Genomic DNA, 23,154 nt, shown 5'->3' on the forward strand with positions numbered 1-23,154 from the left:
CACCCTGACTGCCCCATGGTCCTCTATTCCATCGTCGTCCGTCGCAATAGCGGTGGTGCCCCCCGCTATCTGGTTCGCACCGGCGCCGACGGTCCCACCTTTCCGCCCACCAAACTCAAGGACGGCGGAGATCTCTATCAGAATCTCGACCGCATCTTCGAGGGCGACTTCGGCCTGCCGCGCCGGTCCTACTATCCGGAACGCGAGCTACCCACACTCGACAACGCCCCGGCCGGTCCCCATTACGACGGCCTGCCGGACCGCTGGTTGCTTTATCCAGTGATCGTCTCGCTCACCGCTGACGCCCGCCAGGCCCTGGAAAGCGCGCCCAACGCCGCCTGGCTCACGCTTGACGAACTCGCCGCCGCCAGCGCCGAACCCAACACCCGGGCGATCATCGGCTGGCTTCTGGGCGAGGGCGCCGACCATCTCTCCAACGCGCCCGAGCAGCCCACGATGGAAGCCCGCGCCAACCATTGGGCGCGCTTTCACGAAGGCGGCGTCCGCATCGTCCGCGGGGAATCGGTGAAGAACATCCTCGGTTCCGGCGACCGCGCCTTCAACCTGCGCGTGGCCGACCCCTATCTGCCCTATCACCGGCAGGGCTTGGGCTTTACCTGGAGCTTTTTTACCCCCAAGGACCGCCAGGACCTGCATGTCCACGGGCTTCCCGCCGTGGAAATCTACGGTGTGATCGAAGGCCGCCTCCAGCTCTGGTGGAAGCCGATGAACGCCCGCGGCGTCTGCGTCTGGTGTCACAAGACCCTCGAACCCGGCGACTGGGCCGAGGTCGAACCCCTCAACTGCCACTTCGCCGCCTGGCTCACTCCGGAGGGCCTTGGCACCGTCATCAAAGCCGCCGGCACCGGCGAACTGGCTGGCGTGGGCCGGCTCGGGGTCTCCGGCAAAACCATCTGCGACTGGTCCTCCACGCGGGACACCGAAGCCGAAGCGCGCCAAAAGCGCTGTTCCAACCACGGCTGCTGCGTCTTCCCGCCCGCCCTCCACGCCCTCATGGCCGAATACCAAAAACCATTCCCCAAACGCGACTACGCCCGCATTTCCGAACTCGGAGAATGCACGAAGCAATAAATATGAACAATCCTACAACCCAAGCCGACCGCCGCATCCGCGTCTTCATCTCCTCGACCTTCCGCGACATGATGCGGGAGCGGGATCTGCTGGTGAAGTGGGTGTTCCCCGAACTGCGGCACAAATGCTGAATTGAAAGGATAACACCTCATGACGCAGCAGTCCTCCTCACCCCGCCTCCGACCGGTCATTCGGGTTTTTGTCAGTTCGACGTTCAGCGACATGAAGCACGAGCGCAATGCGTTGCAGGAACATGTCTTTACCAAGCTGGAGGAGCTTTGCCAGAAGAACGGGTTTCAGTTTCAGGCGATTGATCTGCGCTGGGGTGTCTCGACCGAGGTCGGGCTGGATCACCGAGCGATGCGGATATGCTTCGAGGAGCTGCGACGCAGCCAGGAGATCTCGCCGGAGCCCAATTTTCTCGTCTTGTTCGGCGACCGCTATGGCTGGCGGCCCTTGCCGTGTTCTGCCCATCGGTGAATCGAAATTTTGGCATCATCCCTTAACCGCGATTACATTCACCCAATCGCCCAGCCTCAAGGAACACCAGGATGCCAAAATTGAAGTACCAGACCAATCTCAAAGTCCAAGCCATGCCCCGCCACTTTCAAGATGGCGAGCCGCTATCCTCAATCTGCGCGGACCTGCGCGTGCCGCCGGCCGTGACGTCGAGGCCGTGTTCCAGCAAGGCGTCGAACGCTTTCCCGAGGCGAAAGGCAGAGTGATCAGTAACAACGGCAAGCAGTTCGTCTGCAAGAAATACAGGGAACTTCTCACCTTGAGTGGCTTCACCTATTGCATCACGTCGCCATACTATCCACAGTCGAATGGCAAGCAGGAACGCTTTCACGGCTCACTCAAAAGTGAGCGTCTCAACCATAAGCATCTTAATGATTTTGACTACGCGGAGAAAGTCATTGATGACTACGTTGACTACTACAACAATGTCCGGCTTCACAGCGCTATTGGCTATGTCACGCCGCGAGACATGCTGGAGGGGCGTGCGCCGGCTATTCAGGCTCTGCGCAGCCAGAAGCTGAAGGACGCCAGGGAAAGGAGGCGGATGGCGTTCCAGGAATACAACGTTAGTTTAACCGCACACTGCGAAACGGAAGACGGCTCTGCTGGAGGGTGCAATTCCCAAAAGTGGGTAACGCCTATGCAGCCAGGCCATTGAGTAAATCGGCGTAGAACGTGCTCCAGTTGTTGGTTTTAAGCTGACACCTCAGGTGGAGTGCCGCCTCCGCGTTCTCCTGCTTCCAGAACGTGCCCGCACCTTTGATTCTCAGGTTCACGATTCTGCGCACGGCGCTTTCAATCGCTCCAGAGCCAATCGGCTGTTTCTCACTTCTGAGCCTGGCATAGTCAATTGCCGACATGTTGGTTTTGAAATACGCATATTCCCGCCTGATGACCGCATTGCCACGCCGTCTTGATTTCGCCAGTTCAGCCAGGAACACTGCGGGAGGAGCCTTCTTGAGCAGTTTTTTCATGTTGTCGAGCCACGCGCGCTTCTCGATCTGGCTTGCAAACGTCTTAGCCTCCGCGACGCTTGCAAGATGCTCGACCGCATGGTAGTAGTCAAGGCACGTTGACACGCGCGCCCTGTCGATGCCGACTTCTTCGATAATCTGGTCAATCCTGTTCCATATCCATTTTGCGCCGTCGCCCAGGAACGTGATTGATTTTGCGTTCTGCGCGCCCATCGTCCTGAGCTCCGCCACCAGCAGCCGAATGATGTCCTCCGGGCCGCCGATGGTGCCGTCGCAGCGTTCAAGTCCCTTGCGCTTCTTCCGGCCCTCGGCGTCCAGTTCATAGATGATGAACAGCTTCGGTTCACGCCAGTCGGCGGCATAGGTATGATGCCCTTTGGCGGTCTTGCGCCCGCGCCTGTTCGTGCGTATGAGGACGCGTCCCCCGTCCATGGCGACCGCGAGTCTTTTTCCCTCGGCCTCGTTGCTCACACGAAGGCAGGCGAGCCATCGTTCCCTCGCTTCCAGGGAAGCATGGCCGACAGCCCGGCTGATCGTGCCGACGCGCTTGGCCGAAATGTCCCGGCCCCGTAAGCGCAACGCATTGGCCGCCTCGTCGTAGGAGTCTCTCAGCCCTTCCAGCGTGACATCCTCGCACAAGGCAGGCGAAGCGCCGGCAAGGACGCCTAACAAAAGCAAAGCGGGAAACATGCCTGTGCCCGCCACGCCGCGTCTACCCGTGCCGCGCTTGCGCCCGCGACGCTTCTCTTTGACGGGCAGATAGTAGGCCGCGGTAATCGAGGTATACTTCCCATGCTTGAGCTGAATGCTGGTCAGCCTTTGCCCGTGGTACCGGAGTTTTTTTTAGCGGGCCTTTCCATGCTGACGTCTCCCGCCGTCTTTTGCAGCACCTCCGCCACGATATCGTCCATCGCCTGTCCCAACAGGCGGTCCGGTATGTTTTCCGCATCCTTGAAGGTCTTCGCCGACGGGCTCCGGTTGAATGTTTTCAGCGCCTGGACGATCCCGGCTTTGCGAGCGAGAAGCTTTTTTTCCACCAGGGCGTTCAGTTCTTCGTCCGTCATTGCCATTGTCCTTGATCTCCTTGATGTTGAGTTCAGTCAGTTCCTCGATGATTGCCCATGCGCGCTCGTACATGGCCACGGCACGCCCAAACGCCTTTTCCTCGGACGGCTTCACATACTGGATCTTGTTTTTCGACCCGGCTGAAGACCGTGACAGGTAGCAGAACGCATGCGGCTTGCCTTTCGCACATTCGCATTGCGCGCGCCCGCACTTGCGCGTCGTATGGACAATCGACCCGCGCACCAGACCACACAGCTTCACCAGTTCCTTTGCCAAATCGCGTTGTTTTTCCATCGTCATCGTCGTAACTCCCTGTGTATATGCGGTTTAGCATACCATAAATCAACAACAAAAAAAAGCAAGTCGAGTACTTGCAAAAAAAGGGGGGGGGGTAATGTTTACCCCATCGCGCAATGACCCACTTTTGGGAATTGCACCCAGACAGAAGATCCGACCGCTATTCCCCACAACAACCCAAGGAGCCCATATGTCCACGCCTCTTCGTCAGCTGGTACGTTTCACGCTCATCGAACTTCTGGTGGTCATTGCCATCATAGCCATTTTAGCGGCCATGTTGTTGCCTGCCCTGGCCAAAGCCCGCGAAAAGGCCCGCTCCATCAGCTGCGTTAACAACCACAAACAGGTCATGGTCCTCACCCGCATGTACATGGAAGACAGCGGCGAGCAGATCACCTACTGGGGCGCTACCCCGGGCCGCGGCTGGGCCTACCAGGTGCTGGGGCGTAATCCCGTCGGGGCAGACAAAATGCTCTTCTGCCCATCTCTAACCGTCCCCTCGACCACCGGCACCGTCAATTGGAACACCTTCGGCATCTGCCTGCCTTACGAAAGTGCCACCTCGGCAACCCTGCCTTCCAAGTACCGCACCTATGTCGGGGGCACCAACGCCAGCAACACCCTCAATCTCACCTCGGTCACCCAGCCTTCGGCGTTCCCCATTTACGGCTGCTGCACCGATAGCACCGGCGCCCAGAAATGGGTCGTCAACGGCGGCGTTGCCCAAGGCGACAAGGCAGACTTCGTCACCATCCATGGCGACCGCGGCAGCGTCTCCTTCGTCGATGGCCATGTCTCCTCCGAAAATGCCGGCGGCTGGGCCAATGTCCTCCGCGACGTCTGGGAAGACCAGACCAAGACCATCTATTACCGCGACGCTGGTTTCAACCGGCTCTCAAAGTAAGCCGCTGCCGCGACACTCCCTTGCACAGTCTTGCCCAGACACTCTGCCAGGCCCGCACGCCACCGCGCGGGCCTGTGTGTTTTCCGCACCACCTCTTTCCACCCAATTAAGGACATTGAAAGAAAAGAGCGTCGATTTCGTGCAATTTCCTGACAACAAGGTAAATTAAAGCAGCATTGTGATTTTCTCCTGACGATAGGCAAAAGCTGCCAGAAAGACGCTCCCAGGTATGGAACAGAGCAAGATCCGTAATATCGCGATTATCGCCCACGTAGACCACGGCAAAACCACCCTGGTTGATGAGTTATTTAAATTCGGTGGCATGTTCCGGGACAACCAGAAGGTCGCCGAGCGCCTGATGGACTCCAACGAACTTGAGCGTGAGCGAGGCATCACCATCACGGCCAAGAACGGCTCCTTCCACTACAAGGACTACCGGATCAACATCATCGACACTCCCGGCCACGCTGATTTCGGCGGCCAGGTCGAACGCGTGTTGAAAATGGCCGACGGTGCCCTCCTGCTGGTCGATGCCCAGGAAGGCCCCATGCCCCAAACCTTCTTCGTCCTCAAAAAGGCACTGGCCCTGGCACTGCCGATCATCGTCGTCATCAATAAGATCGACAAACCGGCCGCGCGACCGCACTGGGCCGTGGACCAGGTCTTTGACCTCTTCGTGCGCCTCAACGCTCCGGATCACATTCTGGACTTCCCTGTGGTCTATGCATCGGGCCGCGATGGCTACGCGATTGACAATCTTGACGACGAGCACAAAGACCTCTCGCCACTCTGCGAACACATCATCAAGCGCATCCCGGCACCTTCGGGTTCCGGTGACGATCCACTGCAGGTCCTGGTCAACTCCATCGACTACTCGCCCTACCTGGGGCGCCTGGGCATCGGCAAGATCACCGGCGGCCACCTGAACATCAACAAGGACATCGTCGTGGTCATGCGTGACGGCAGCATCAAGCCCGCCCGCATCACCAAGGTGTTCCGCTTTGAAATCAACCAAAAGGTGGCGGTGGATACTGCCTGCTGCGGCGACATCGTGGCCATCTCCGGCATGGACGAAGTCACTGTCGGCTGTACCTACACCGACCCCCTCAACGTCCGTCCACTGCCGCCGATGGAGATCGACCCGCCGACTATCTCCATGAGCTTCATCCCCAACGACTCACCATTCGCTGGCCGCGAAGGCCAATTCGTCACCTCGCGGCACTTGGCGGATCGACTGGCCAAGGAAATCATGGCCGACGTCGCCTTACAGGTCACCCCGCTGGGCGAAAGCATGGGCTTCCAGGTCGCCGGCCGCGGCGAACTGCATCTGTCCATTCTCATTGAAAAAATGCGGCGCGAGGGCTACGAATTCCAGGTCACCCGCCCGCAGGTCATCTTCCAGGAAAAGAACGGCAAGAAACTTGAGCCCTTCGAAGAACTGACCATCGATGTCGATGAAAATTACGTCGGCGTGGTGATGGAAAAACTCGGCCAGCGCAAAGCCCGCATCCAGACCATGGACACCGGCAATGGCATGGCCCGCCTCATCTACTTCGTCCCCACCCGCGGCCTCCTCGGCTATCGCTCGGAATTCCTCACCGATACCAGGGGCATGGGCGTGATGAATTACGTCTTCCACAGTTACGATAATTACGTCGGCGAAATCCGCTACCGCACCCGCGGCGCCATGGTCTGCATGCAGACCTGCAAGACCGTCGCCTACGCACTCTTCAATCTCCAGGACCGGGGCAGGCTCTTCCTCGACCCCGGCGTCGATGTCTACGAAGGCCAAATCGTCGGCGAGCATTGCCGCGAAGGCGATCTGATTGTAAATCCCGCCAAAAGCAAGAAATTAACCAATATGCGCGCCTCCGGCTCGGATGAAGCCGTGATTCTTACCCCGGTGCAGAATATGAGCCTCGAAGACTGCATCGCCTATATTAACGAAGACGAACTGGTAGAAGTCACGCCGGCAAATATCCGCCTGCGCAAACGCCACCTGCGCAAGTGGGGCAACGGCTGATCACAGCCCTAGGCACGCGACAACGACAGCACCCGGGAAACCTGCGCTAGGGCCTACCCCGAGCAGACAGGCGCCCCCGGTGCCCAGCCGCAGCGGCCAACCCCGCCGAGCACTGCGACTACTTCGCCCGGCACGGGTCAAAACACGACAGCGCGCGCAAAGTCGCATGATCGCCGACCCACCGTGGCACTGGGCAAGGACTGGAAAGGAGAATCAGACCATGAGCACAGATAGAAAAGCCCGCATGGGCGATGCCCTGCTGATCCATTACATCTGCCATTCAGCCGATGGCGTGCTGCTGGAAACCACCCACGAAACACCGCCGCCCTTGATACGCCTGGGCGCGCAGGACGTCCTCCCAGCCTTGGAAAAAGCCCTAGTCGGCATGTGCGCCGGTGACAGCAAACAGCTACGCCTGACGCCCAAACAGGCTTTTGGCCCCTATTACGAGGAATTGGTTGCTTACGTACCCATCAACCAGCTCGACCTGAAAATCATCCCCCAGCCCGGCATGCAAGTCGAAGTCGCCGACGGTGACAACGAGCCCATGCTTGGCCGTATCGTCGAGGTCGGCGAAGACTCCGTCCTGGTCGATTGCAACCACCCCCTCGCCGGCGAGACCCTCGAATACGATCTGACCCTGGTCGCCTTTAGCGACGACAACGCCTGAGCGCCACACAGCGCCCCCGCCATGCGCCTTGCCTCCGTGCGCGCAGACGCACACAACTAAAAAGCCCGGGCCGACGCTGCTATGATGCGTCGGTCCGGGCTTTACATTGCTGCTGCAGAACTCTCAGAGCACCGTTGCCTGCTTGTTCTGCTCGGAGAGGACGACCACCGTCGGCTTCCAGTCGGCGGCATCGGCCGGCTCAATACTGGCAAAGGCCATGATGGTCACCATGTCCCCGGGCAGGCCAAGACGAGCAGCCGCGCCATTGAGGCAGAACTCGCGGCTACCCCGCGGCGCCTCAATCGCGTAGGTCTCCAGCCGCAGGCCGTTGTTCTGATTGACAACCAGAATCTTCTCGTAAGGGAAGATCCCGGCAAGGTCAAGCAAATCACGGTCAATGGACAGACTGCCCTGATAATTGAGCTCACAGGCCGTCAGCATCGCCCGATGAAGTTTGCTTTTCAATATCTGAATGTGCATGATAACGAAGCCGGTGTTGATGGTGGCGACGTTGCCGGCGCCAAGGGTGAACAGGTGCGTTCGCGTCCCGCGTGGGACGCGACGATTGATTTATTCTGGCTGAAGTTTGCTTTTCAATATCTGAATGTGCATGATAACGAAGCCGGTGTTGATGGTGGCGACGTTGCCGGCGCCAAGGGTGAACAGGTGCGTTCGCGTCCCGCGTGGGACGCGACGATTGATTTATTCTGGCTGACGGGCGCTGGCGGCAACGCGCAAACGCAGCGCGTTGAGCTTGATGAAACCCGTCGCATCACTCTGGTTGTAAACGCTGTCGGCCTCGAAGGTGACGATCTCGGGATCATACAGGGTGTAGGGCGAGCGCCGGCCAACGACGAAACAGTTGCCCTTGTAAAGTTTGCAGCGCACTTCACCAGTGACCCGCTTCTGACTCTCAGTAATGGCCGCCTGCAGGAATTCGCGCTCGGGGGCAAACCAGAAGCCGTTGTACACCATGGTGGAATACTGCGGGATCAGCTGGTCACGCAGGTGCATCACCTCGCGGTCCATGCAGATCGACTCCAGCGCGCGGTGAGCGTGGAAGAGTATCGTCCCGCCGGGCGTTTCGTAAATACCGCGGTCTTTCATACCGGTGAAACGGGTCTCGACGATGTCGATGCGACCCACGCCATGCTTGCCGCCAAGGCGGTTCAGCTCGCGCATGAGATTCGCCGGGCTCAGACGCTTGCCATTGACGGCAACCGGTATGCCCTTCTCAAATTCGACGACAACGTACTCGGCCTCGTCCGGCGCCTGTTCCACTGGCGTGGTCAGCACGTGGGTTTCCACGGGCGACTCCACCCACGGATCCTCCAACACACCGCCCTCAAAACTGATGTGCAGCAAATTGCGGTCCATCGAATAGGGTTTGGCAGCGCTGACCGTGATCGGAATCTTGCGGTCCTTGGCGTAGTTGATCAAGTCCGTCCGCGACTTGAAGGTCCAGTCCGGGCTGCGCCAGGGCGCGATGATCTTGATGGACGGATTGAGCGCGTAAGCCGTCAGCTCAAACCGCACCTGGTCATTGCCCTTGCCCGTCGCGCCATGGCAAATGAACTCGGCGTTCTCGGCGGCAGCAATTTCCACCAGGCGTTTGGCAATCAGCGGCCGGGCGATTGACGTGCCCAGCAGGTACATGTTCTCGTAAATGGCGTTCGCCTGGAACATCGGGAAGATGAAATCACGCGCGAAAGGCTCGGTGAGGTCCTCAATGTACGATTTGACTGCGCCCGTGGCGTAGGCTTTCTCGTGCAACCCCGTGAGCTCGTCTTCCTGGCCAAGATCGGCACAGAAAGTCACCACTTCGGCATCGTACTTCTCACGCAACCAAGTCAGAATGCAGGACGTATCCAGACCACCGGAATAAGCCAACACTACTTTCATGATGCACACTCCTTGCTCAAGCGCAACGCCAAACATCGCCACGGCATTGCCAGTGAATGGGATGGAAAAACATAAATGGACGGCCGGCCATCAAGCCGTATGCGTCCGGGCGGTCGGCACGCTTAATATAATTAGCCATCGCCAAGCTGCCATGACCCACACCCCGAAAAGCCCAAAAAGCGTAATGCCTCACTCATTGATACCGGCCGGTCCAAGGGACGCCAGGGACCGTGGGGACCAGTTGGCGGCGGCGCGCACTGTGGCGAGGACTCACGGACTCATGAGGCATGATCCCATGGATTGGACCGTGGGGACTTTCGGGACCACGGGGAATGACTCCCGACTTGTGGGACTGATTGGCCGACTTGTGGGACTCCTGGGAGCGCCGCCGTCCCGGCGGCATTTGAGCGCTTTCGGTGCTCAAAACCTCAGCGAATGATCTTGTGCATGGTTACCAATCAACTCATCGCCGGCGATTGCCGCATGCTATGTGAAGAGCATTGCTCCTATGAAACCCGCTGCCGCAAAGGTCGGCGGAAATCAAGTTCGAATGGCTGGGCGGCAGCGGGCCGTGGGTTTCCTGCAAATTGTCCCCGGTGTTTACCCCACCGGAGTGGTTACTCCTATGAAACATGCTGCCGCAAAGGTCGGCGGAAATCAAGTTCGAATGGCTGGGCGGCGGCGGGCCGTGGGTTTCCTGCAAATTGTCCCCGGTGTTTACCCCACCGGAGTGGTTACTTACCGATTACGTCTCGCGGCCGTGGAGTGGGCGTCTCGCCCACTCCGACAAGACGGCTCAATAAACCGTCCTCGTCATCCACGCCGACCGTACCCGGCCCGTCTCCCCCGCCGCATGAATAGTTACTCCTATGAAACCCGCTGCCGCAAAGGTCGGCGGAAATCAAGTTCGAATGGCTGGGCGGCAGCGGGCCGTGGGTTTCCTGCAAATTGTCCCCGGTGTTTTTCCCACCGGGGTGTACACTGACCGATTACTGGAAGGTGCGATGGCCATCGCCGTTCGCCCCACCTCAACGGAAGCACTCTTCTCGGGCTATGGCGATAAAAGGCAGTTCGCGAAAACGCTCACCTACATCCAGGCCGTAGCCCACCAGCCAGCGATCAGGCGCCCGAACGCCAACGTAATCCACCCGAAACGACGCCCGCAAGGACCGCACCGCCGCCGAAGGATGCACAAGCTCCTTCTCCAGAAAAACCGCCGTGCGCACGGACGCCGCGCCGGCTTCGGCGAGAAAATAGCGTTTAAGCGCCGAGAGGGTGAAGCCCTGGTCGAGCACATCATCCACCAGCAACACCTGTTCGCCAGCAACCTTGCCGGTAAAGCTCTCAATACGCACGGCGCGTTCAGCATCATCTGGGCCTTTCATGCCGCTGCCGTAGGTGCTAGCGCGAATGAAGTCGACCCGGACGTCATTCATGCCAGCCGCCTGCAACGCCCGCGCCAGGTCACTGGCGAAGAAGCAGGCGCCTTTCAGAATGGCCACCAGGCACAAACGCGTCGCAGCATCGTAGTCGCGGCGAATCGCCACAGCCAGCGCCGCGACCCGTCCGGCAATCGCTTCGCGGTCGAGAAACACGCTTTCCAGGCAGGGATAGCGCTCAAGCAAGCCAATGTCACTCATGATATCAATCCTCTTTGCAGTGTCGAATATCGCCACGCACGTCCGAGCCGGCGCCAGCCGGGTCAGTCCAGGTCCTCGCCAGCGCTCAGCCATTCGCGGAAGAAGCGCGCCGCGATGGGCGCGGCGGTACGGCCGCCTGAATCGCCTTTTTCGATCAGACAAGCCAGCGCATAACGTGGCTCCGGCAGAGGCCCATAGCAGATGATCCAGGTGTTGTGATGGCGATTGGCTTTCGGCCCGACTTCGGCTGTGCCAGTCTTACCCGCCAGGGGTATGCCCGCGTCGCGCAATTCCTTGGCTGAACCATAGTCGGCGGCAACCGCATTTTCCATGCCCTGCTGCACCAGCCGCAGGTGTTCCGGAGAAGCCGGCAGGCGATGGCGGATCACCACTGGCGTGTTGTTCACGACCTTGCCGTCCGCACTGACGACGTTCTGCACCAAGTATGGCCGCAGGAGCTTACCGCCGTTGGCCAGCGCCGCGGTGAACATCGCCGCCTGCAAGGGCGTTATTTCAATGCCGCCCTGCCCGATGGACACAAAAGCCGTGTCAATCACCACCCATGGCCGCCGCCAGTGCCGCAAAGCCATGTCCCGCGATGGAATGATGCCAGCGTAGCGCTCCGCCAGGTCAAACCCGCTCTTTTCGCCCACGCCTGCGGCTGCATACATGGGATTGAGTACGTCAATGCCGGTTTCAACGCCTGCGTGGATGAAGTACGGGTTGCAGGAGACGGTGATGGCCTCCAGCAAATCCAGCGGGCCATGACCATAACGCCGGGCGCAACGAATGGGGTGATCACCTACCATGTAGCGGCCTGTGCAATCATATATCTCATCCGGCGTGATTGCCCCCTTCGCCAGCGCTGCCAGCGCCACCAGCGGCTTGACGATGGACCCCGGCGTATACAACCCATTCACCGCGCGATTGAGCAGGGGCAGATTCTCCTCGTCAACGGACAACAGCGCATAGTGGTTGCGGTCAGTTACGGACAGGTCATAGGTCGGCGCCGACGCCATGGCCAGCACGCCCCCAGTATGAATGTCGACCACCACCAGCGCGCCGCTGTAGCCTCGCAGCGCCCGATCAGCAACGCGCTGCGCCCGGGAATCAATGCTCAGATGCAGATCGTGGCCATTTAGCGCCGGCTGTGCCTCACCGATATCGTCGTGAATGTAGCCCATGGTGTCCACCCGCACCAGACGCATGCCGGGTTTACCGGCAAGCGCCTGGTCGTAGGCGGCCTCCAGACCGGACAGGCCCCGCAATTCGTCCTTCGCATAACTGCGCGAATACATGTCGTTGAGGTCGATAGTGCGCGGCTTCTCCCACACCGCGACCCCGAGAATCTGCGAGGCCACCGCCGGGAAAGGATAGCTCCGTTCAATGCGGGGCACCAGCTCCACGCCGGAAATGAGCGGCATGAGCTCGGCCAGCCGGGCGCGTTCAAGAGCGTTCAGGTCCGTAAATACCCGCAACGGCAAGGCCGGCGTCATGCGAACGTGCTGGGCCAGCATGTCCGCAGTCAGGGGATTCTCGCATTCCATCAGCGCGGCCAGCCGCATAGCGGTCGCCAGGACGTGGGCCTTCGTCCGCCGGCTGCGACCCGGCTGACGCATTTCGGCCAGGTGGAAAACGACGTCGTAGTGGCTGGTGTTGTCGGTCAGAACCTTGCCGTCGGCAGCAAAAATCCGACCACGCACGGGATTGTCCCATATCGGCCGCACGCATTGCCGCTGAGTTTGCCGGAGATGCTCAGGGCCCTGCCGCACCTGCACCTGCCACAAGCGCAGCACCAGGAGCAGCAGAGGAAAGACCATCAGACCCGCGCCCTGGAGAACCCGGCGGCGCAGCAGGCTCTGCCGATCCTCATTGTTCATCGCTGAGCGCATCCTTGCCGTCCTCTTCTAAAACATGGTCATGCGGTGTTACCCGCGAATAACGGCGTAATGCCAAGAACCGCGCCACGCCATCCAAAACCAGACAGGACAGCGGCAGCAATATCATCCCCCACAGCACATTCTCCAGAACATAAAACAACACTTGGCCAGGCTGTGACAAAACCGCGTGCCCCTGCAGTAATTGCCCGCCAACCACCGCCAGGCTGGCCAGCAGACCAACGCCCGCGCCAGGCAAGGCCTGAACCAGCGGCGTCTTCAACTCGCCCGAAAAACACCACATCCGCCCACCAAACAACACCAGCGGCATGATCAGCACATGCGGCGGCACAACCCGCGCAAAACAAAGGTCAAGAGCCAGACCCGCCGCCATATAGGGCAACAACAGCGGACGCCAATGCCGCAATACCGCAAAATAAAACCCTGCCACCGCCAATACCGGCATGGCAAAGCCGCTGCCGCCCGCAAGCAACTCCAACAACGCCGCCAGCAACAACACGATGATCAGCCACAACCAAAACACCTTCACCGCTCCTATTTCCATTATGATCAGACCGATCAGACCGATCAGACCGATCAGCAATCCGATCCGTCCGATCCGTCCGATCCGTCCGATCCGTCCGATCCGTCAGCGATAAAGGACAGAAGATCAGACCGATCAGCAATCCGATCCGTCCGATCCGTCCGATCCGTCCGATCCGTCCGATCCGTCCGATTTCTACGCGAAGTAACATAAACCCTCGCGAGCCAATCCCACAGCGCTGTTTTGCGTGTTATATTTGCAGCTTGCATTTTTCGTCCCGTCGTCTGGCTCTGAGACACGCCGATGACCACATGGCTTCCGAGCTTATTCGCACAAATATCCTGCATCTACACATGACAGCACCTTCATCATATCGACCTTACACCAGCCGTTTCTGTGCCGCATCACGTCTCTTCTTGCTCTTGGCGCTCCTGTTCACCGCCGTGCCATTCCTGCGCGCCGGCAGCGCGCCAAACGAAGACCCCGCTGTGACCGCGGCACCAACAGCGCCTTCACCTACCCCCGCGCCTGTGGCGCCTGCCAACAGCCGTGAGTCGGCCAAGCCCCCCGCCGCGCTGGAAAAGCTCTCGGCCATGGATTTGGAGGCGCTGGAGTTTGGCGACGAGGGTTTTGACTGGCGCCACGACTGGTGGAAATATCTGATCATGGTGTTTGCGTCCTTGCTGGCCCTGTTTCTTTTTTTGTTGCTGGCGCGCATGCTTTTTTCGCTGGTGTTAAGCCTGGCCTGCCTGCTGATCAGCCTGCTCGGCTCGCTGATCTTGTCGCCGCTGTTCACCTCGCGTCTTGACCAGTACATCAGCACGCCGCTCTTCGGAGTAGTCACGACGCGGCACCTCGCCCTGGGCCTAAGTTTTGTCCTCTGCTATATGGTCACGTCGCTGATCATGCGCCTGGCCTATCACCCCAAGCCCGGCGGCAAGAAATAAGCGGCGCAGCGGCCTCTTTACGCCCATCATCATGCCCAATACGACCACCAGCACAGTCAGCATCATTCCCCTCGACAGCTACGACGACCCGGCAGCCGTCCAGGCCGCCTTGCGCGATGGCCTGCAGCCCTTCGGTGGCATGGCCGGCATCGTGCAACCCGGACAACGCGTGCTGCTCAAGCCCAATTTGGTCGCCCCCGCAAAGCCCCACCTGGCCGTCACCACCCACCCCGAAATTCTCCGCGCCGTCATCCGCCTGGTCAAAGAAGCCGGCGGCACGGTCGGCGTGGGCGACGGCCCAGGCGTCGGCGATACCCGCAGCGCCGCCAAGGGCTCCGGGCTGCTGGACGTCATCAACGCCGAAGGCGCCGAACTACGCGAATTCTCGGCCACCCACGCATTTTACAACGAACACAATCGCCTGGCCAAGCGCATCGACCTCACCAGTCAGCTCCTGGATACCGATGTACTTATCACCCTGCCAAAACTCAAAACCCACGCTCAAATGGCCTACACCGGCGCCCTGAAAAACCAATTCGGCCTCATCCCCGGCTCGGCCAAAGGCCAGTTCCACTTCCGTTTTCAGAACCGCGATCACCTCGCGGATTTGATGATTGACATCAATCGCACGGCACGGCCTGCACTGGCCGTGATGGACGCCGTCATCGGCATGGAAGGCCCCGGCCCAAGCGGCGGCACGCCCCGCAAAATCGGCGCGCTGATCGTCGGCACGGACCTTACGGCGGTGGACGTCGTCTGCTGCGCACTCATTGGCCTGCATTCCCAAAGCGTGCCGGTCACCAACGCCGCCCGCCGCGCGGGCTACGGCGTCTGTGAGCTCGAAAGTATCACCATCCACGGCGCCAGCATTGAGTCCATGCGGGTGCCAGATTTCGACCTCGTGCGCGCCCCCAGCAACATCATGCGCATTCTGCCTCTGCCCCGTTTTGTCCTGCACTGGCTGCGCCGGCAAGTCGCCCCCAAGCCCGTGATTAATGCCGACCGCTGCATCCGTTGCGGCCGTTGCCGCGATGGTTGTCCCGTCACCCCGCCGGCCATCAACCCCATGCTTCCCCCAGAACAATCGCTGAACGACCGCAGCTGCATCCGCTGCTACTGCTGCCATGAATTCTGCCCCGTCAAGGCCATCGACCTCAAACGCAGTCTCCTGGACCGCATTTTCCACCTCAACGCGCTGTGCAATTTTGGCTCCAGAATGCTGGGCCGGCTAGTCGTTCTCGCCGACTGGCGCAACCTGCGCCGCCACCCCAAATCGTGACCGCGCACAACCAAGCGCAGTTATCCAGTCGTTTCTCGCCCCCATGAGTGATCTGCCAAAATGAATTTTTCACGACTCAGTTATCCGCCATCTCCGCCGCCGTGGTTGGCGCGGTGGCCTTCCGAAACGGCTATCAACGCCCTCTTCAGCACGGGCATCCAACGCGCCAGTCTAAGCTCCCTCAACCGCGAAGACGATGCGGATTTTCAGTGGGACGACCATCAGCTGCGTATGCGCCTCGGCAATCAGTCCACCTCCTGGACTCTCGCCAACGGCCAGTGGCAACAAAAATGCAGCTGCGGATACATCAATCCGACCTGCATCCACGCCTTCGCCACCCACGTCCTGCTCAAAATCATCTGCCGCCGCGAACAATGGCCACTGCCCGGGCCTGATGGCGCCAAAGCCACCGCCGCCGCCAACACCGGCGGCAACGCTCCCCTAACACGCATCGGCGCCACCACGCAGCGGCTGCGACAGGAATCCTTCGGCAACTTCTTCCAAGATCAGGATCAGCGGCCCCGCAGCGGTCGCCCCTGCGAGCTCGAAATCGAAGCGGACTTCCTCCACGAGCCCGGCAAAGTCGGCATGCGCTTCTATGCCAAAGACGAGGGCATGCGCCAGCTGTTGTCCCTCAGCGCCCTGCGCAACGCCGGCTTCCAACTCACCCAACATCAACCGCCATCGCGACTCTGGCCCGACAAAGACCAGCTGTTCCTGCGCTGGCTCTTCCCCATCCTCAAAAAACTCCGCTTCAACGACCTCAATCTCAAGATGCACAAGCTCGACGAAGAAGAATTCCGCGCCTGGCTCAGCCGCTGGCGCGACGTCCCCGGACGCTTCCTCGACCGCGCCACCCAGGAATTCGTCAAGCCCGGTGGTTTCAGCACGCCGGTGGATTTCAGCATTGAGCTGCAGGATCAGGGCGAGTGGGTGCTCATCGAAGCTCTGTTCCATCTCAGCGACGGCCGTCACCTGCGCTGCCACGAACTTCTCCAGGAATTCCCCGCCGACAGCCCGGCCGCCAGTATCACCAGACGTCAGATATTCAGCTTTCAACCACCCGTGCCCTGGGCCATCCTCAACGAGTACTTCGCCAAAAAGTCCCCGCGCATGCGCCGCGAGGCCATCAGCAGCCACCTCAAAGAGCTCATCAACGAACGTCTGGACATTGTCAGCGGCGACTGCGTCAGCAAGGAAGAAAGCGACGCCAGGGACATCCGCGTCAACGCCCGCCAGGAAGGCGATGCCTTCGTGATCTCGGCGACCCTGGCCGGCGCCGCCCTGTCGCCGGACGCCACCCAGGCCCTCCCCGCTGACATCATTGAGCGCCAGGGCCGCTTCGTCATCCGTAGCAGCGGCGGTGCCCTGGTGCAGGCCCTGCAGCAGAGTCTGCGCGAACTGGCCGCGCACGGCAGCGTCAGCAATGACGCGGTACGCCTGCCGGCCACGGGCGAAAACGCCATGGCTCTGCGGGCCTTCTGGCGACAGCTGCCGGCAGCAATCGGCAAGCTCAACGCCGCGCCGCTGCGCCAGCTCCTTGGCGACAACGCTGCCGAGCTACTACCCATGGTGGAAATGCGCGACCAGCGCGCCTTCGTCAGCGTCGATATTTCCTTTGCCGTCGGTGGCGCCCGCATCAGCGCGACCGAGCTCGCCCGCATCAGCCGCAGTCAACAGCCCGCCTTCCGCATCAGTTCGGGCGAATGGCTCAGCATCGACCCGCAGAAAGCCGCCGCACTGCTCGTCGCCTGCCGCCAGGACGACTTCGCCGACTTCCAAGGCACCATGCTCCGCCGCGACGCCCAGGCAAAACTCCAGCAGCTGGTCAAGGACCCGCGCTTCAACGTCGCGCCAGCCAGCCGGTCGTTCTATGAGCAACTGCGCACCGAAGTCATCCCCGAACAGCCGTCACTGCCCCCCGAACTCGAACCGATTCTGCGCGCCTATCAGCGCGATGGCGTGCGCTTCCTCGCTGACCGCTGTCTCTGCGGCGCCGGCGCGATTCTCGCTGACGACATGGGCCTGGGCAAGACTCTTCAGATCATCTCCCTCCTTGGTGCCTGGCAACGCCAAGCTCAGACCAGCGGCAAATCTTTCACCGCGCTGGTGGTCTGCCCGGCATCGGTCATCGGCGTCTGGCTGCAGCAGTCACAGCAATTCTGCCCTGACCTGCCCGTGCAGGCACTGCGCGGCACTCGCCGCGGCCGCGAAGCCATCCTCGCCGAGAAAGGCAGCCGCGTCCTCGTCACCAACTATGGGCTGGTCCGCCAAGACATCGACATCCTCGCCGCCACGCCCTTCGATTTTGTCATTCTTGACGAAGCGCAGAACATCAAGAACCCCGCGGCGCAGGTCACCCAGGCCGTCAAGGCCCTCCAGACCAGCCAGCGCCTGGCGCTCACCGGCACGCCGCTGGAAAACCAGCTCAGCGACCTCTGGTCCATCATGGACTTCCTCAACCCCGGCCTCTTCGGCGATCTCGATCATTTCAACGACGCCTACAACGGCGGCAGCGACGGCCACGCCCGTCTCAGCCGACGCCTGGCACCCGTCATGCTCCGCCGTACCAAAGAACAGGTCGCCACCGAACTGCCGCCACGCATCGAAGAAGTCCTCCGCGTTGAAATGCCCCCCGAACAGCTCGAACTCTACAACCGCGCGCTGCTCTTCGCCCGGGAAAAACTCCAGGAACACGGCGCTGCCGATGTGCTGGCGTCCCTCACCCGCCTGCGCCAGATCTGCTGCCACGCTGAGCTTCTGCACAAAACGCCCAGCGATACGCCGTCGGCAAAGCTCGACTTGCTCCTTGAACACCTGCAGGAACTCCATGGTAGCGGCCATTCTGCGCTGGTCTTCAGTCAATTCACCTCCATGCTCGACATCATCGCCCGCGAGCTGGACAAGCTGTCCATTCCCTACTACGTCATCACCGGCGAAACGCCGGTGGAGCAGCGCGCAAAACGCGTCGAAGCCTTCAGCTCTTCGCCGGAACCAGCGGTGTTCCTCCTCAGCCTCAAGGCCGCCGGCACGGGCCTGACGCTCACCAAGGCCGACTACGTCTTCCTCTACGATCCGTGGTGGAACCCCGCCGTCGAACGCCAGGCCATCGACCGCACCCACCGTATCGGCCAGGACAAAACCGTCATCGCCTACAAACTCATCGTCCAAGACTCCGTCGAAGAAAAAGTCCTCGCCCTGGTGGAGAAAAAGCGCGAGCTGTTCAACGCCGTCATGGACGGCGCCCAGGAACACGCGGCGTCCAGCCGCCTCAGTCTCGTCGAACTCAAGGAGCTGCTGCGCTGACCTCATAGCGCCCGGACGGCGCTGCCGCCGGCATAATCGCATGTATCTTATGACGCGGCCAATGCCCGCAGCCACACCGTGGCCGCCGCGCCTGAACCAGGAGTTGTCGTCATGACGTCCAATCCCATACCCTTCGTGTGCAAATGCTGCGGCGCCTGCTGCCGCTGGCCGGGCATCGTCCGCGTCAACACTGACGAAATTCGCGCCATCGCCGCTCACCTCAGCCTGAGTGAGGACGACTTTCGCGATCAGTATACGCGCCTCGCGCCTGACCGCACGTCGCTCATTCTCACCGAGGCCCCCGGCGGCGCCTGCATCTTTCTTGACGCGGCAAACCGCTGCCGCATCAACCCCGTCAAGCCCGAGCAATGCCGGGGCTTTCCGGAAAAATGGAACGTTCCACCGGAATACCAGCAGCTCTGCGCTGGCTTTCGCGCCCTCGCCTCAGCCAAGAAACAGCAACGGCGCGCCGCGTCCTCCTGCGGCATCGGTCATATACACGTCCTCGGGCACCCCCTTCTGCCCCTGTCCGTCGAAGATGCTCCCGCAGACGCGCAGGTCTTCACCTGCCATAACTTCTGTCTGCTCCTCGACTATTTGGGCATCCCCTTCACCTACTACGGCATCAGCGGCTCGCAGGTGCCAGGCGAAGGCAATTTTGCGGACTGCGGCCGCCCCACCGGCCCCTGGCGCTACGGCAACCGCTGGCACAAGACCTACACCCAACGCCTCAACCGGCAACTCGCCAAGCGCCTCAGCAACGACCGCACCCCAGAAATCATCTGCTCGCTCTATGGCGCTGCCCAAGCCGACATTGATCCCGCTGGCCGCCCCGTCAGCGAACCCCTCCTCGGCTATGACCACTGCTGGACGCCATACCGCGTCTTCCCATCCTACGCCCACCAGCATGTCATCTACGCCAAACAAGAGGACTTCACCAAAAACAACCGCTTCTTCGATACGGTCATCCCACACTTCGTCAATGCTGACGACTACTGGATCGCCGCCCACAGCGACGACTACCTGCTCTACCTCGGCCGCGATGCCGCCGACAAGGGCATCGACATCGCTCGCCAATGCGCCGACGCCTGCAAGCTGCCCCTCCAATGCGTCCATGACAACTGCTTCGGCGCCGACAAATCCGAGCTCATCGCCCGCGCCCGCGCCGTGCTCATGCCCACCCTCTACGTGGAGCCCTTCGGCTATGTCGCCATCGAAGCCCAATTTTGCGGCACACCCGTCATCACCACCGACTGGGGCGCCTTCACCGAAACCATCGTCCACGGCGTCACCGGCTTCCGTTGCCGCACCGCCGCCGAATTCAACCGCGCCGTCGCCCTCGCGCCGTCTCTCAACCGGCAGGCCATCCGCAAATACGCCTGCGACCACTACAGCATCGAAGCCGTCGCCCCCGCATACGCCGCATATTTCGATTTCGTCTGGAATGTTCACAAAAATGGTGGATATTATGCCCCTGACGCCATCCGAGACCAGCGACAATGGGGCAACAGCCCATTCGCATAGTAAATCGTGATATAGGAGTGTACCAAATGGCTACTTCCCGCAAAAAACAGAATGACGATTTTCTGTTTGCCTCTGATGAAAAAGCCAGCCGCCGCAAACGCGTCGCGGCTCCGACCACCCCCGTAGCCGGCCCCTCCGGCCCGGCCATGTCAGGCGGCCCCTCCGGCCCGGCCATGTCCGGCGGCCCCTCCGGCCCAGCCATGTCAGGCGGCCCCTCTGGCCCAGCCATGTCCGGCACCCCCGGCAAAGTCGACGCCCCCAAACGCCGCCGCCGCGCCGTAGACGAAAATACCCTCAAACAACTCTACGGCTGAGCTTGAGATTGCGCTTGCGCTTGCGCTAGAGCTTGAGCTGAGCTCAACTCAGATCGGCAGCGACCACACACCATTGCTTCCAGCGGGCAGGCACCTACACGGGCCTGCCCGCATTCGTTCCCCCGATCAGACCGATCCCAATGCTCTTCACTTAGTGTACTGGCAATGGTTGGCGAGGAGTTGATTGGTAACCATGCGCAAGATCATTCGCAGAAGTTTTGAGCGCCGAAGGCGCGACCTAAGATAGCCCAGGGCAAGCGACGCCGAAGGCGGCGCGACGCCCTGGGTAAGAGGCCTCAACCATTATGAGCCCTGTAGGGGCGACCTAAAAGACCATCGACGATGGGGCGCAGCGCGCAATACTGCAGCAGTCAATGAGTTCCATTGCCTCTTTGGCCCCAGTCAGCTGCGCCGACTGGGGCCAAAGAGGCCGAGGAACACGGCCTTAGTTGGCGCTTTACCCAGGGCGGCGCACGCTTTCAGCGTGCTTGCCCTGGGCTGTCATATTTCGCGCTTTCAGCGCTTCTGCCGCTTCGCGGCGATGAAATGCCGCGATGACAAAAGGCTTTTTGGTTGAAACAACTCGCGCCAGGGAAATCGTTAAGTTAAGAGCATTGGACCGATCAGACCGATCAGGTCGACGATCCGTCGGATCCGTCCGATCCGTCCGATCCGTCCGCGAATAAAGACCGACGCTTTGCCCGCTCCGTCCGCGATACCCGGCGGCAGAGCCGCCTGCTCGTTTCACCGTCATCCCAACCATGCGCGTTCGAGTCGGCGCAGCAGATCAGGGATCCCCGCCATTTCCATTGATGCAAAGCCCATGACCACGGTGCTTGTAGGTATATTGCATGGCGCATTGCAAAACGCCGACAGCCCCCGCAGGGCAACGCCTTGCTGCGCCGCACGCCGCACCATGTCGCTTTCGCTAAGGCCGCGTTTCAGCTTGAGCAGTATGTGCAGGCCGACGGATTTGCCGCTGATGTCGACATCGGGCGCCAGACGGCTTGCTGCAAGTGCCTCAAGCAATGCGTCGTGTTTGGCTTTATACGTTGCTTTCATGCGCGTAAAGTGCCGGGCAAAGTGCCCCTCACTCAGAAAGCGCGCCATGACGTGCTGTTCGAAGCCCGGCACCGTGCACGCATAAAAAGACAACACGCGTTCATAGCGCCTCAGCAAGGCCGGCGGCAGCACCATGTAACTGATCCGCAAGGACGGCGCCAGGCTTTTCGCAAAGGTATTCACGTAAATGACTCGGCCATGGTTGTCCAGCCCCGTCAACGCCGGGATCGGTCGCCCCGCAAAGCGAAACTCGCTGTCGTAATCGTCTTCAATAATCACCATGTCTTTCTCGGCGGCCAGCGCCAACAGCTCCAGCCGTTTCTGTATGGGCATGATGATTCCCAGGGGAAAATGATGCGAAGGAGTGATATGCACCACGTCCGCCAACGATCCACGCAACGCCCGCAGGTCGATACCATCCTCCCCCATGCCAACGCGCGACACGGCAACGCCGTAGGCTCCGAGTATGCTTGAAACCTTGCCATAGCCGGGATTCTCAATGGCATAGCGCCGTTGCGTACCCAACAGCTGGATGAACAGACTCCATATCCACTCGCTGCCGGCACCGATAACGACCTGCTCCGGCTCCGCGCGGATCCCCCGATACTTCAGCAAATACGACACTATCGCCTCCCGCAAGGCCAAAATGCCCTTCGGCGGCGTATTGCCAACAATCGCCGGCCCCTCCTCTGACATCACTCGCCGCATCAGCCGGCTCCACACCGCAAAGGGAAAGGAATCCGCAGACACTGCGTAGGTGTTCAGGTCGTAAACAACTGAACTGCTATCATCAATTCGATCCGGCCGCTCCGGCTGATCACTCCGATCCGGCCGATCCGGCTTACGTTCCGCGCGCCAGGCCAAAGCGCTATCGAGCTCCACAAAATATCCGGAGCGCTCTTTGGCGTAGATATAGCCTTCGGCCTTCAACTGCTCATAGGCTTTCTCAATGGTCACTTTGCTCACGCCAAAGGCTTCCGCAGCTTGGTTTTTCGATGGTAGGCGACCGCGCAAGGCACCACGGCAGATTTCATTGCGGATATGCTCGTAAACGGCCTCGTTGAGTGGCAAGCCGTTTGGATTGTCAAGTCGTTGCCAAGTCATCATTGTCCCCCTGCAACTGGCATTATCAAAATTCAGTTATGATGGCATTGTAATAATGCCAAAACAGTCTATACTATAGCCCTACCCAAACGTGAAAGAAAAGCCGGCAAC

Annotated in this window: 21 protein-coding genes and 1 pseudogene; 12 read left to right on the forward strand and 10 right to left on the reverse strand. The window is 60.5% G+C overall.

Annotated features, from left to right (window positions below):
* The first annotated feature begins 15 nt into the window (after positions 1-15).
* The 4 genes from J3R75_RS17915 to J3R75_RS17930 are packed head-to-tail and all read left to right on the forward strand — an operon-like array spanning position 16 to position 2,269.
* On the forward strand, positions 16-1,092 hold the full coding sequence (locus J3R75_RS17915; protein ID WP_307264575.1) for a hypothetical protein: 1,077 nt from the start codon (positions 16-18) through the stop codon (positions 1,090-1,092).
* Positions 1,093-1,094: 2 nt separating this feature from the next.
* Positions 1,095-1,223 carry a DUF4062 domain-containing protein gene (locus J3R75_RS17920; RefSeq protein ID WP_307264578.1) on the forward strand — a complete coding sequence of 43 codons (129 nt, stop codon included), beginning with the start codon at positions 1,095-1,097 and terminating at the stop codon, positions 1,221-1,223.
* A 19-nt stretch (positions 1,224-1,242) separates the two neighbouring features.
* Positions 1,243-1,572: a DUF4062 domain-containing protein gene (locus J3R75_RS17925; RefSeq protein WP_307264580.1), complete on the forward strand. Its 330-nt coding sequence runs from the start codon at positions 1,243-1,245 to the stop codon at positions 1,570-1,572.
* Complete coding sequence (locus tag J3R75_RS17930) at positions 1,535-2,269, forward strand: integrase core domain-containing protein (RefSeq protein WP_307264582.1); 735 nt, start codon at positions 1,535-1,537, stop codon at positions 2,267-2,269. The genes J3R75_RS17925 and J3R75_RS17930 overlap by 38 nt, the downstream gene beginning before the upstream one ends.
* Here the strand turns inward: J3R75_RS17930 and J3R75_RS17935 are convergent.
* The 3 genes and pseudogenes from J3R75_RS17935 to J3R75_RS19945 form a co-directional block, all read right to left on the reverse strand.
* Positions 2,250-3,275: a hypothetical protein gene (locus J3R75_RS17935; RefSeq protein ID WP_307264586.1), complete on the reverse strand. Its 1,026-nt coding sequence runs from the start codon at positions 3,273-3,275 to the stop codon at positions 2,250-2,252. The genes J3R75_RS17930 and J3R75_RS17935 overlap by 20 nt on opposite strands.
* A gap of 122 nt (positions 3,276-3,397) precedes the next feature.
* A complete protein-coding gene (locus J3R75_RS17940; protein WP_307264589.1) occupies positions 3,398-3,649 on the reverse strand; it encodes a hypothetical protein in 252 nt (83 codons plus the stop codon).
* Between the two features lie 109 nt (positions 3,650-3,758).
* A pseudogene (locus J3R75_RS19945) lies at positions 3,759-3,950 on the reverse strand (DUF6788 family protein); the annotation flags it as partial.
* Between the two features lie 187 nt (positions 3,951-4,137).
* Between J3R75_RS19945 and J3R75_RS17945 the strand changes: the two are divergent.
* The 3 genes from J3R75_RS17945 (at position 4,138) to J3R75_RS17955 (ending at position 7,544) form a co-directional block, all read left to right on the forward strand.
* Positions 4,138-4,851: a prepilin-type N-terminal cleavage/methylation domain-containing protein gene (locus tag J3R75_RS17945; protein ID WP_307264592.1), complete on the forward strand. Its 714-nt coding sequence runs from the start codon at positions 4,138-4,140 to the stop codon at positions 4,849-4,851.
* Positions 4,852-5,080: 229 nt separating this feature from the next.
* The gene (gene typA, locus J3R75_RS17950) at positions 5,081-6,874 is read left to right on the forward strand and encodes a translational GTPase TypA (RefSeq protein ID WP_307264594.1); all 1,794 of its coding nucleotides are present in this window, start codon (positions 5,081-5,083) and stop codon (positions 6,872-6,874) included.
* Between the two features lie 220 nt (positions 6,875-7,094).
* Entirely contained in the window at positions 7,095-7,544 is a 450-nt protein-coding gene (locus tag J3R75_RS17955; RefSeq protein WP_307264597.1) for an FKBP-type peptidyl-prolyl cis-trans isomerase, read from the forward strand.
* 123 nt (positions 7,545-7,667) lie between these two features.
* On the opposite strand, the gene panD is transcribed toward J3R75_RS17955, so the two are convergent.
* The 6 genes from panD to J3R75_RS17985 form a co-directional block, all read right to left on the reverse strand.
* Positions 7,668-8,024, reverse strand: coding sequence for an aspartate 1-decarboxylase (gene panD, locus J3R75_RS17960; RefSeq protein WP_307264600.1), 357 nt, complete (start codon positions 8,022-8,024; stop codon positions 7,668-7,670).
* 222 nt (positions 8,025-8,246) lie between these two features.
* Positions 8,247-9,446 carry an argininosuccinate synthase gene (locus tag J3R75_RS17965; protein WP_307264603.1) on the reverse strand — a complete coding sequence of 400 codons (1,200 nt, stop codon included), beginning with the start codon at positions 9,444-9,446 and terminating at the stop codon, positions 8,247-8,249.
* Between the two features lie 463 nt (positions 9,447-9,909).
* Positions 9,910-10,149 (reverse strand): hypothetical protein, encoded by a 240-nt coding sequence (locus J3R75_RS17970; RefSeq protein ID WP_307264606.1) that lies wholly within the window; start codon positions 10,147-10,149, stop codon positions 9,910-9,912.
* Between the two features lie 325 nt (positions 10,150-10,474).
* A complete protein-coding gene (locus J3R75_RS17975; protein WP_307264608.1) occupies positions 10,475-11,086 on the reverse strand; it encodes a phosphoribosyltransferase in 612 nt (203 codons plus the stop codon).
* A gap of 62 nt (positions 11,087-11,148) precedes the next feature.
* On the reverse strand, positions 11,149-12,966 hold the full coding sequence (gene mrdA / locus J3R75_RS17980; protein WP_307264610.1) for a penicillin-binding protein 2: 1,818 nt from the start codon (positions 12,964-12,966) through the stop codon (positions 11,149-11,151).
* Entirely contained in the window at positions 12,956-13,567 is a 612-nt protein-coding gene (locus tag J3R75_RS17985) for a hypothetical protein (RefSeq protein WP_307264613.1), read from the reverse strand. The genes mrdA and J3R75_RS17985 overlap by 11 nt, the downstream gene beginning before the upstream one ends.
* A gap of 293 nt (positions 13,568-13,860) precedes the next feature.
* Here J3R75_RS17985 and J3R75_RS17990 point away from each other — a divergent pair, with 293 nt between their 5' ends.
* The 5 genes from J3R75_RS17990 (at position 13,861) to J3R75_RS18010 (ending at position 20,877) form a co-directional block, all read left to right on the forward strand.
* Positions 13,861-14,454 carry a hypothetical protein gene (locus J3R75_RS17990; protein ID WP_307264616.1) on the forward strand — a complete coding sequence of 198 codons (594 nt, stop codon included), beginning with the start codon at positions 13,861-13,863 and terminating at the stop codon, positions 14,452-14,454.
* Positions 14,455-14,485: 31 nt separating this feature from the next.
* Entirely contained in the window at positions 14,486-15,733 is a 1,248-nt protein-coding gene (locus J3R75_RS17995; protein WP_307264619.1) for a DUF362 domain-containing protein, read from the forward strand.
* A 60-nt stretch (positions 15,734-15,793) separates the two neighbouring features.
* Positions 15,794-19,039: a DEAD/DEAH box helicase gene (locus J3R75_RS18000; RefSeq protein WP_307264622.1), complete on the forward strand. Its 3,246-nt coding sequence runs from the start codon at positions 15,794-15,796 to the stop codon at positions 19,037-19,039.
* Positions 19,040-19,150: 111 nt separating this feature from the next.
* A complete protein-coding gene (locus tag J3R75_RS18005; RefSeq protein WP_307264625.1) occupies positions 19,151-20,563 on the forward strand; it encodes a glycosyltransferase in 1,413 nt (470 codons plus the stop codon).
* Positions 20,564-20,589: 26 nt separating this feature from the next.
* Positions 20,590-20,877: a hypothetical protein gene (locus J3R75_RS18010; protein ID WP_307264627.1), complete on the forward strand. Its 288-nt coding sequence runs from the start codon at positions 20,590-20,592 to the stop codon at positions 20,875-20,877.
* Positions 20,878-21,627: 750 nt separating this feature from the next.
* Here the strand turns inward: J3R75_RS18010 and pdxR are convergent.
* Positions 21,628-23,046, reverse strand: coding sequence for a MocR-like pyridoxine biosynthesis transcription factor PdxR (gene pdxR, locus J3R75_RS18015; RefSeq protein WP_307264630.1), 1,419 nt, complete (start codon positions 23,044-23,046; stop codon positions 21,628-21,630).
* Positions 23,047-23,154 lie beyond the last annotated feature (108 nt).

This window comes from Oligosphaera ethanolica, assembly GCF_030814695.1.
GTDB lineage: Bacteria > Verrucomicrobiota > Lentisphaeria > Oligosphaerales > Oligosphaeraceae > Oligosphaera > Oligosphaera ethanolica.

Coding starts and splice junctions, on each gene's coding strand:
- J3R75_RS17975 (WP_307264608.1), bottom strand. CDS start 11,086: ATGAGTGACATTGGCTTGCTTGAGCGCTATCCCTGCCTGGAAAGCGTG.
- J3R75_RS17940 (WP_307264589.1), bottom strand. CDS start 3,649: ATGACGGACGAAGAACTGAACGCCCTGGTGGAAAAAAAGCTTCTCGCT.
- J3R75_RS17965 (WP_307264603.1), bottom strand. CDS start 9,446: ATGAAAGTAGTGTTGGCTTATTCCGGTGGTCTGGATACGTCCTGCATT.
- J3R75_RS17920 (WP_307264578.1), top strand. CDS start 1,095: ATGAACAATCCTACAACCCAAGCCGACCGCCGCATCCGCGTCTTCATC.
- J3R75_RS17935 (WP_307264586.1), bottom strand. CDS start 3,275: ATGTTTCCCGCTTTGCTTTTGTTAGGCGTCCTTGCCGGCGCTTCGCCT.
- J3R75_RS17995 (WP_307264619.1), top strand. CDS start 14,486: ATGCCCAATACGACCACCAGCACAGTCAGCATCATTCCCCTCGACAGC.
- J3R75_RS18000 (WP_307264622.1), top strand. CDS start 15,794: ATGAATTTTTCACGACTCAGTTATCCGCCATCTCCGCCGCCGTGGTTG.
- J3R75_RS17990 (WP_307264616.1), top strand. CDS start 13,861: ATGACAGCACCTTCATCATATCGACCTTACACCAGCCGTTTCTGTGCC.
- J3R75_RS17930 (WP_307264582.1), top strand. CDS start 1,535: ATGGCTGGCGGCCCTTGCCGTGTTCTGCCCATCGGTGAATCGAAATTT.
- panD (WP_307264600.1), bottom strand. CDS start 8,024: ATGCACATTCAGATATTGAAAAGCAAACTTCATCGGGCGATGCTGACG.
- J3R75_RS17915 (WP_307264575.1), top strand. CDS start 16: ATGGTCCTCTATTCCATCGTCGTCCGTCGCAATAGCGGTGGTGCCCCC.
- pdxR (WP_307264630.1), bottom strand. CDS start 23,046: ATGATGACTTGGCAACGACTTGACAATCCAAACGGCTTGCCACTCAAC.
- J3R75_RS17955 (WP_307264597.1), top strand. CDS start 7,095: ATGAGCACAGATAGAAAAGCCCGCATGGGCGATGCCCTGCTGATCCAT.
- typA (WP_307264594.1), top strand. CDS start 5,081: ATGGAACAGAGCAAGATCCGTAATATCGCGATTATCGCCCACGTAGAC.
- mrdA (WP_307264610.1), bottom strand. CDS start 12,966: ATGAACAATGAGGATCGGCAGAGCCTGCTGCGCCGCCGGGTTCTCCAG.
- J3R75_RS18010 (WP_307264627.1), top strand. CDS start 20,590: ATGGCTACTTCCCGCAAAAAACAGAATGACGATTTTCTGTTTGCCTCT.
- J3R75_RS18005 (WP_307264625.1), top strand. CDS start 19,151: ATGACGTCCAATCCCATACCCTTCGTGTGCAAATGCTGCGGCGCCTGC.
- J3R75_RS17925 (WP_307264580.1), top strand. CDS start 1,243: ATGACGCAGCAGTCCTCCTCACCCCGCCTCCGACCGGTCATTCGGGTT.
- J3R75_RS17945 (WP_307264592.1), top strand. CDS start 4,138: ATGTCCACGCCTCTTCGTCAGCTGGTACGTTTCACGCTCATCGAACTT.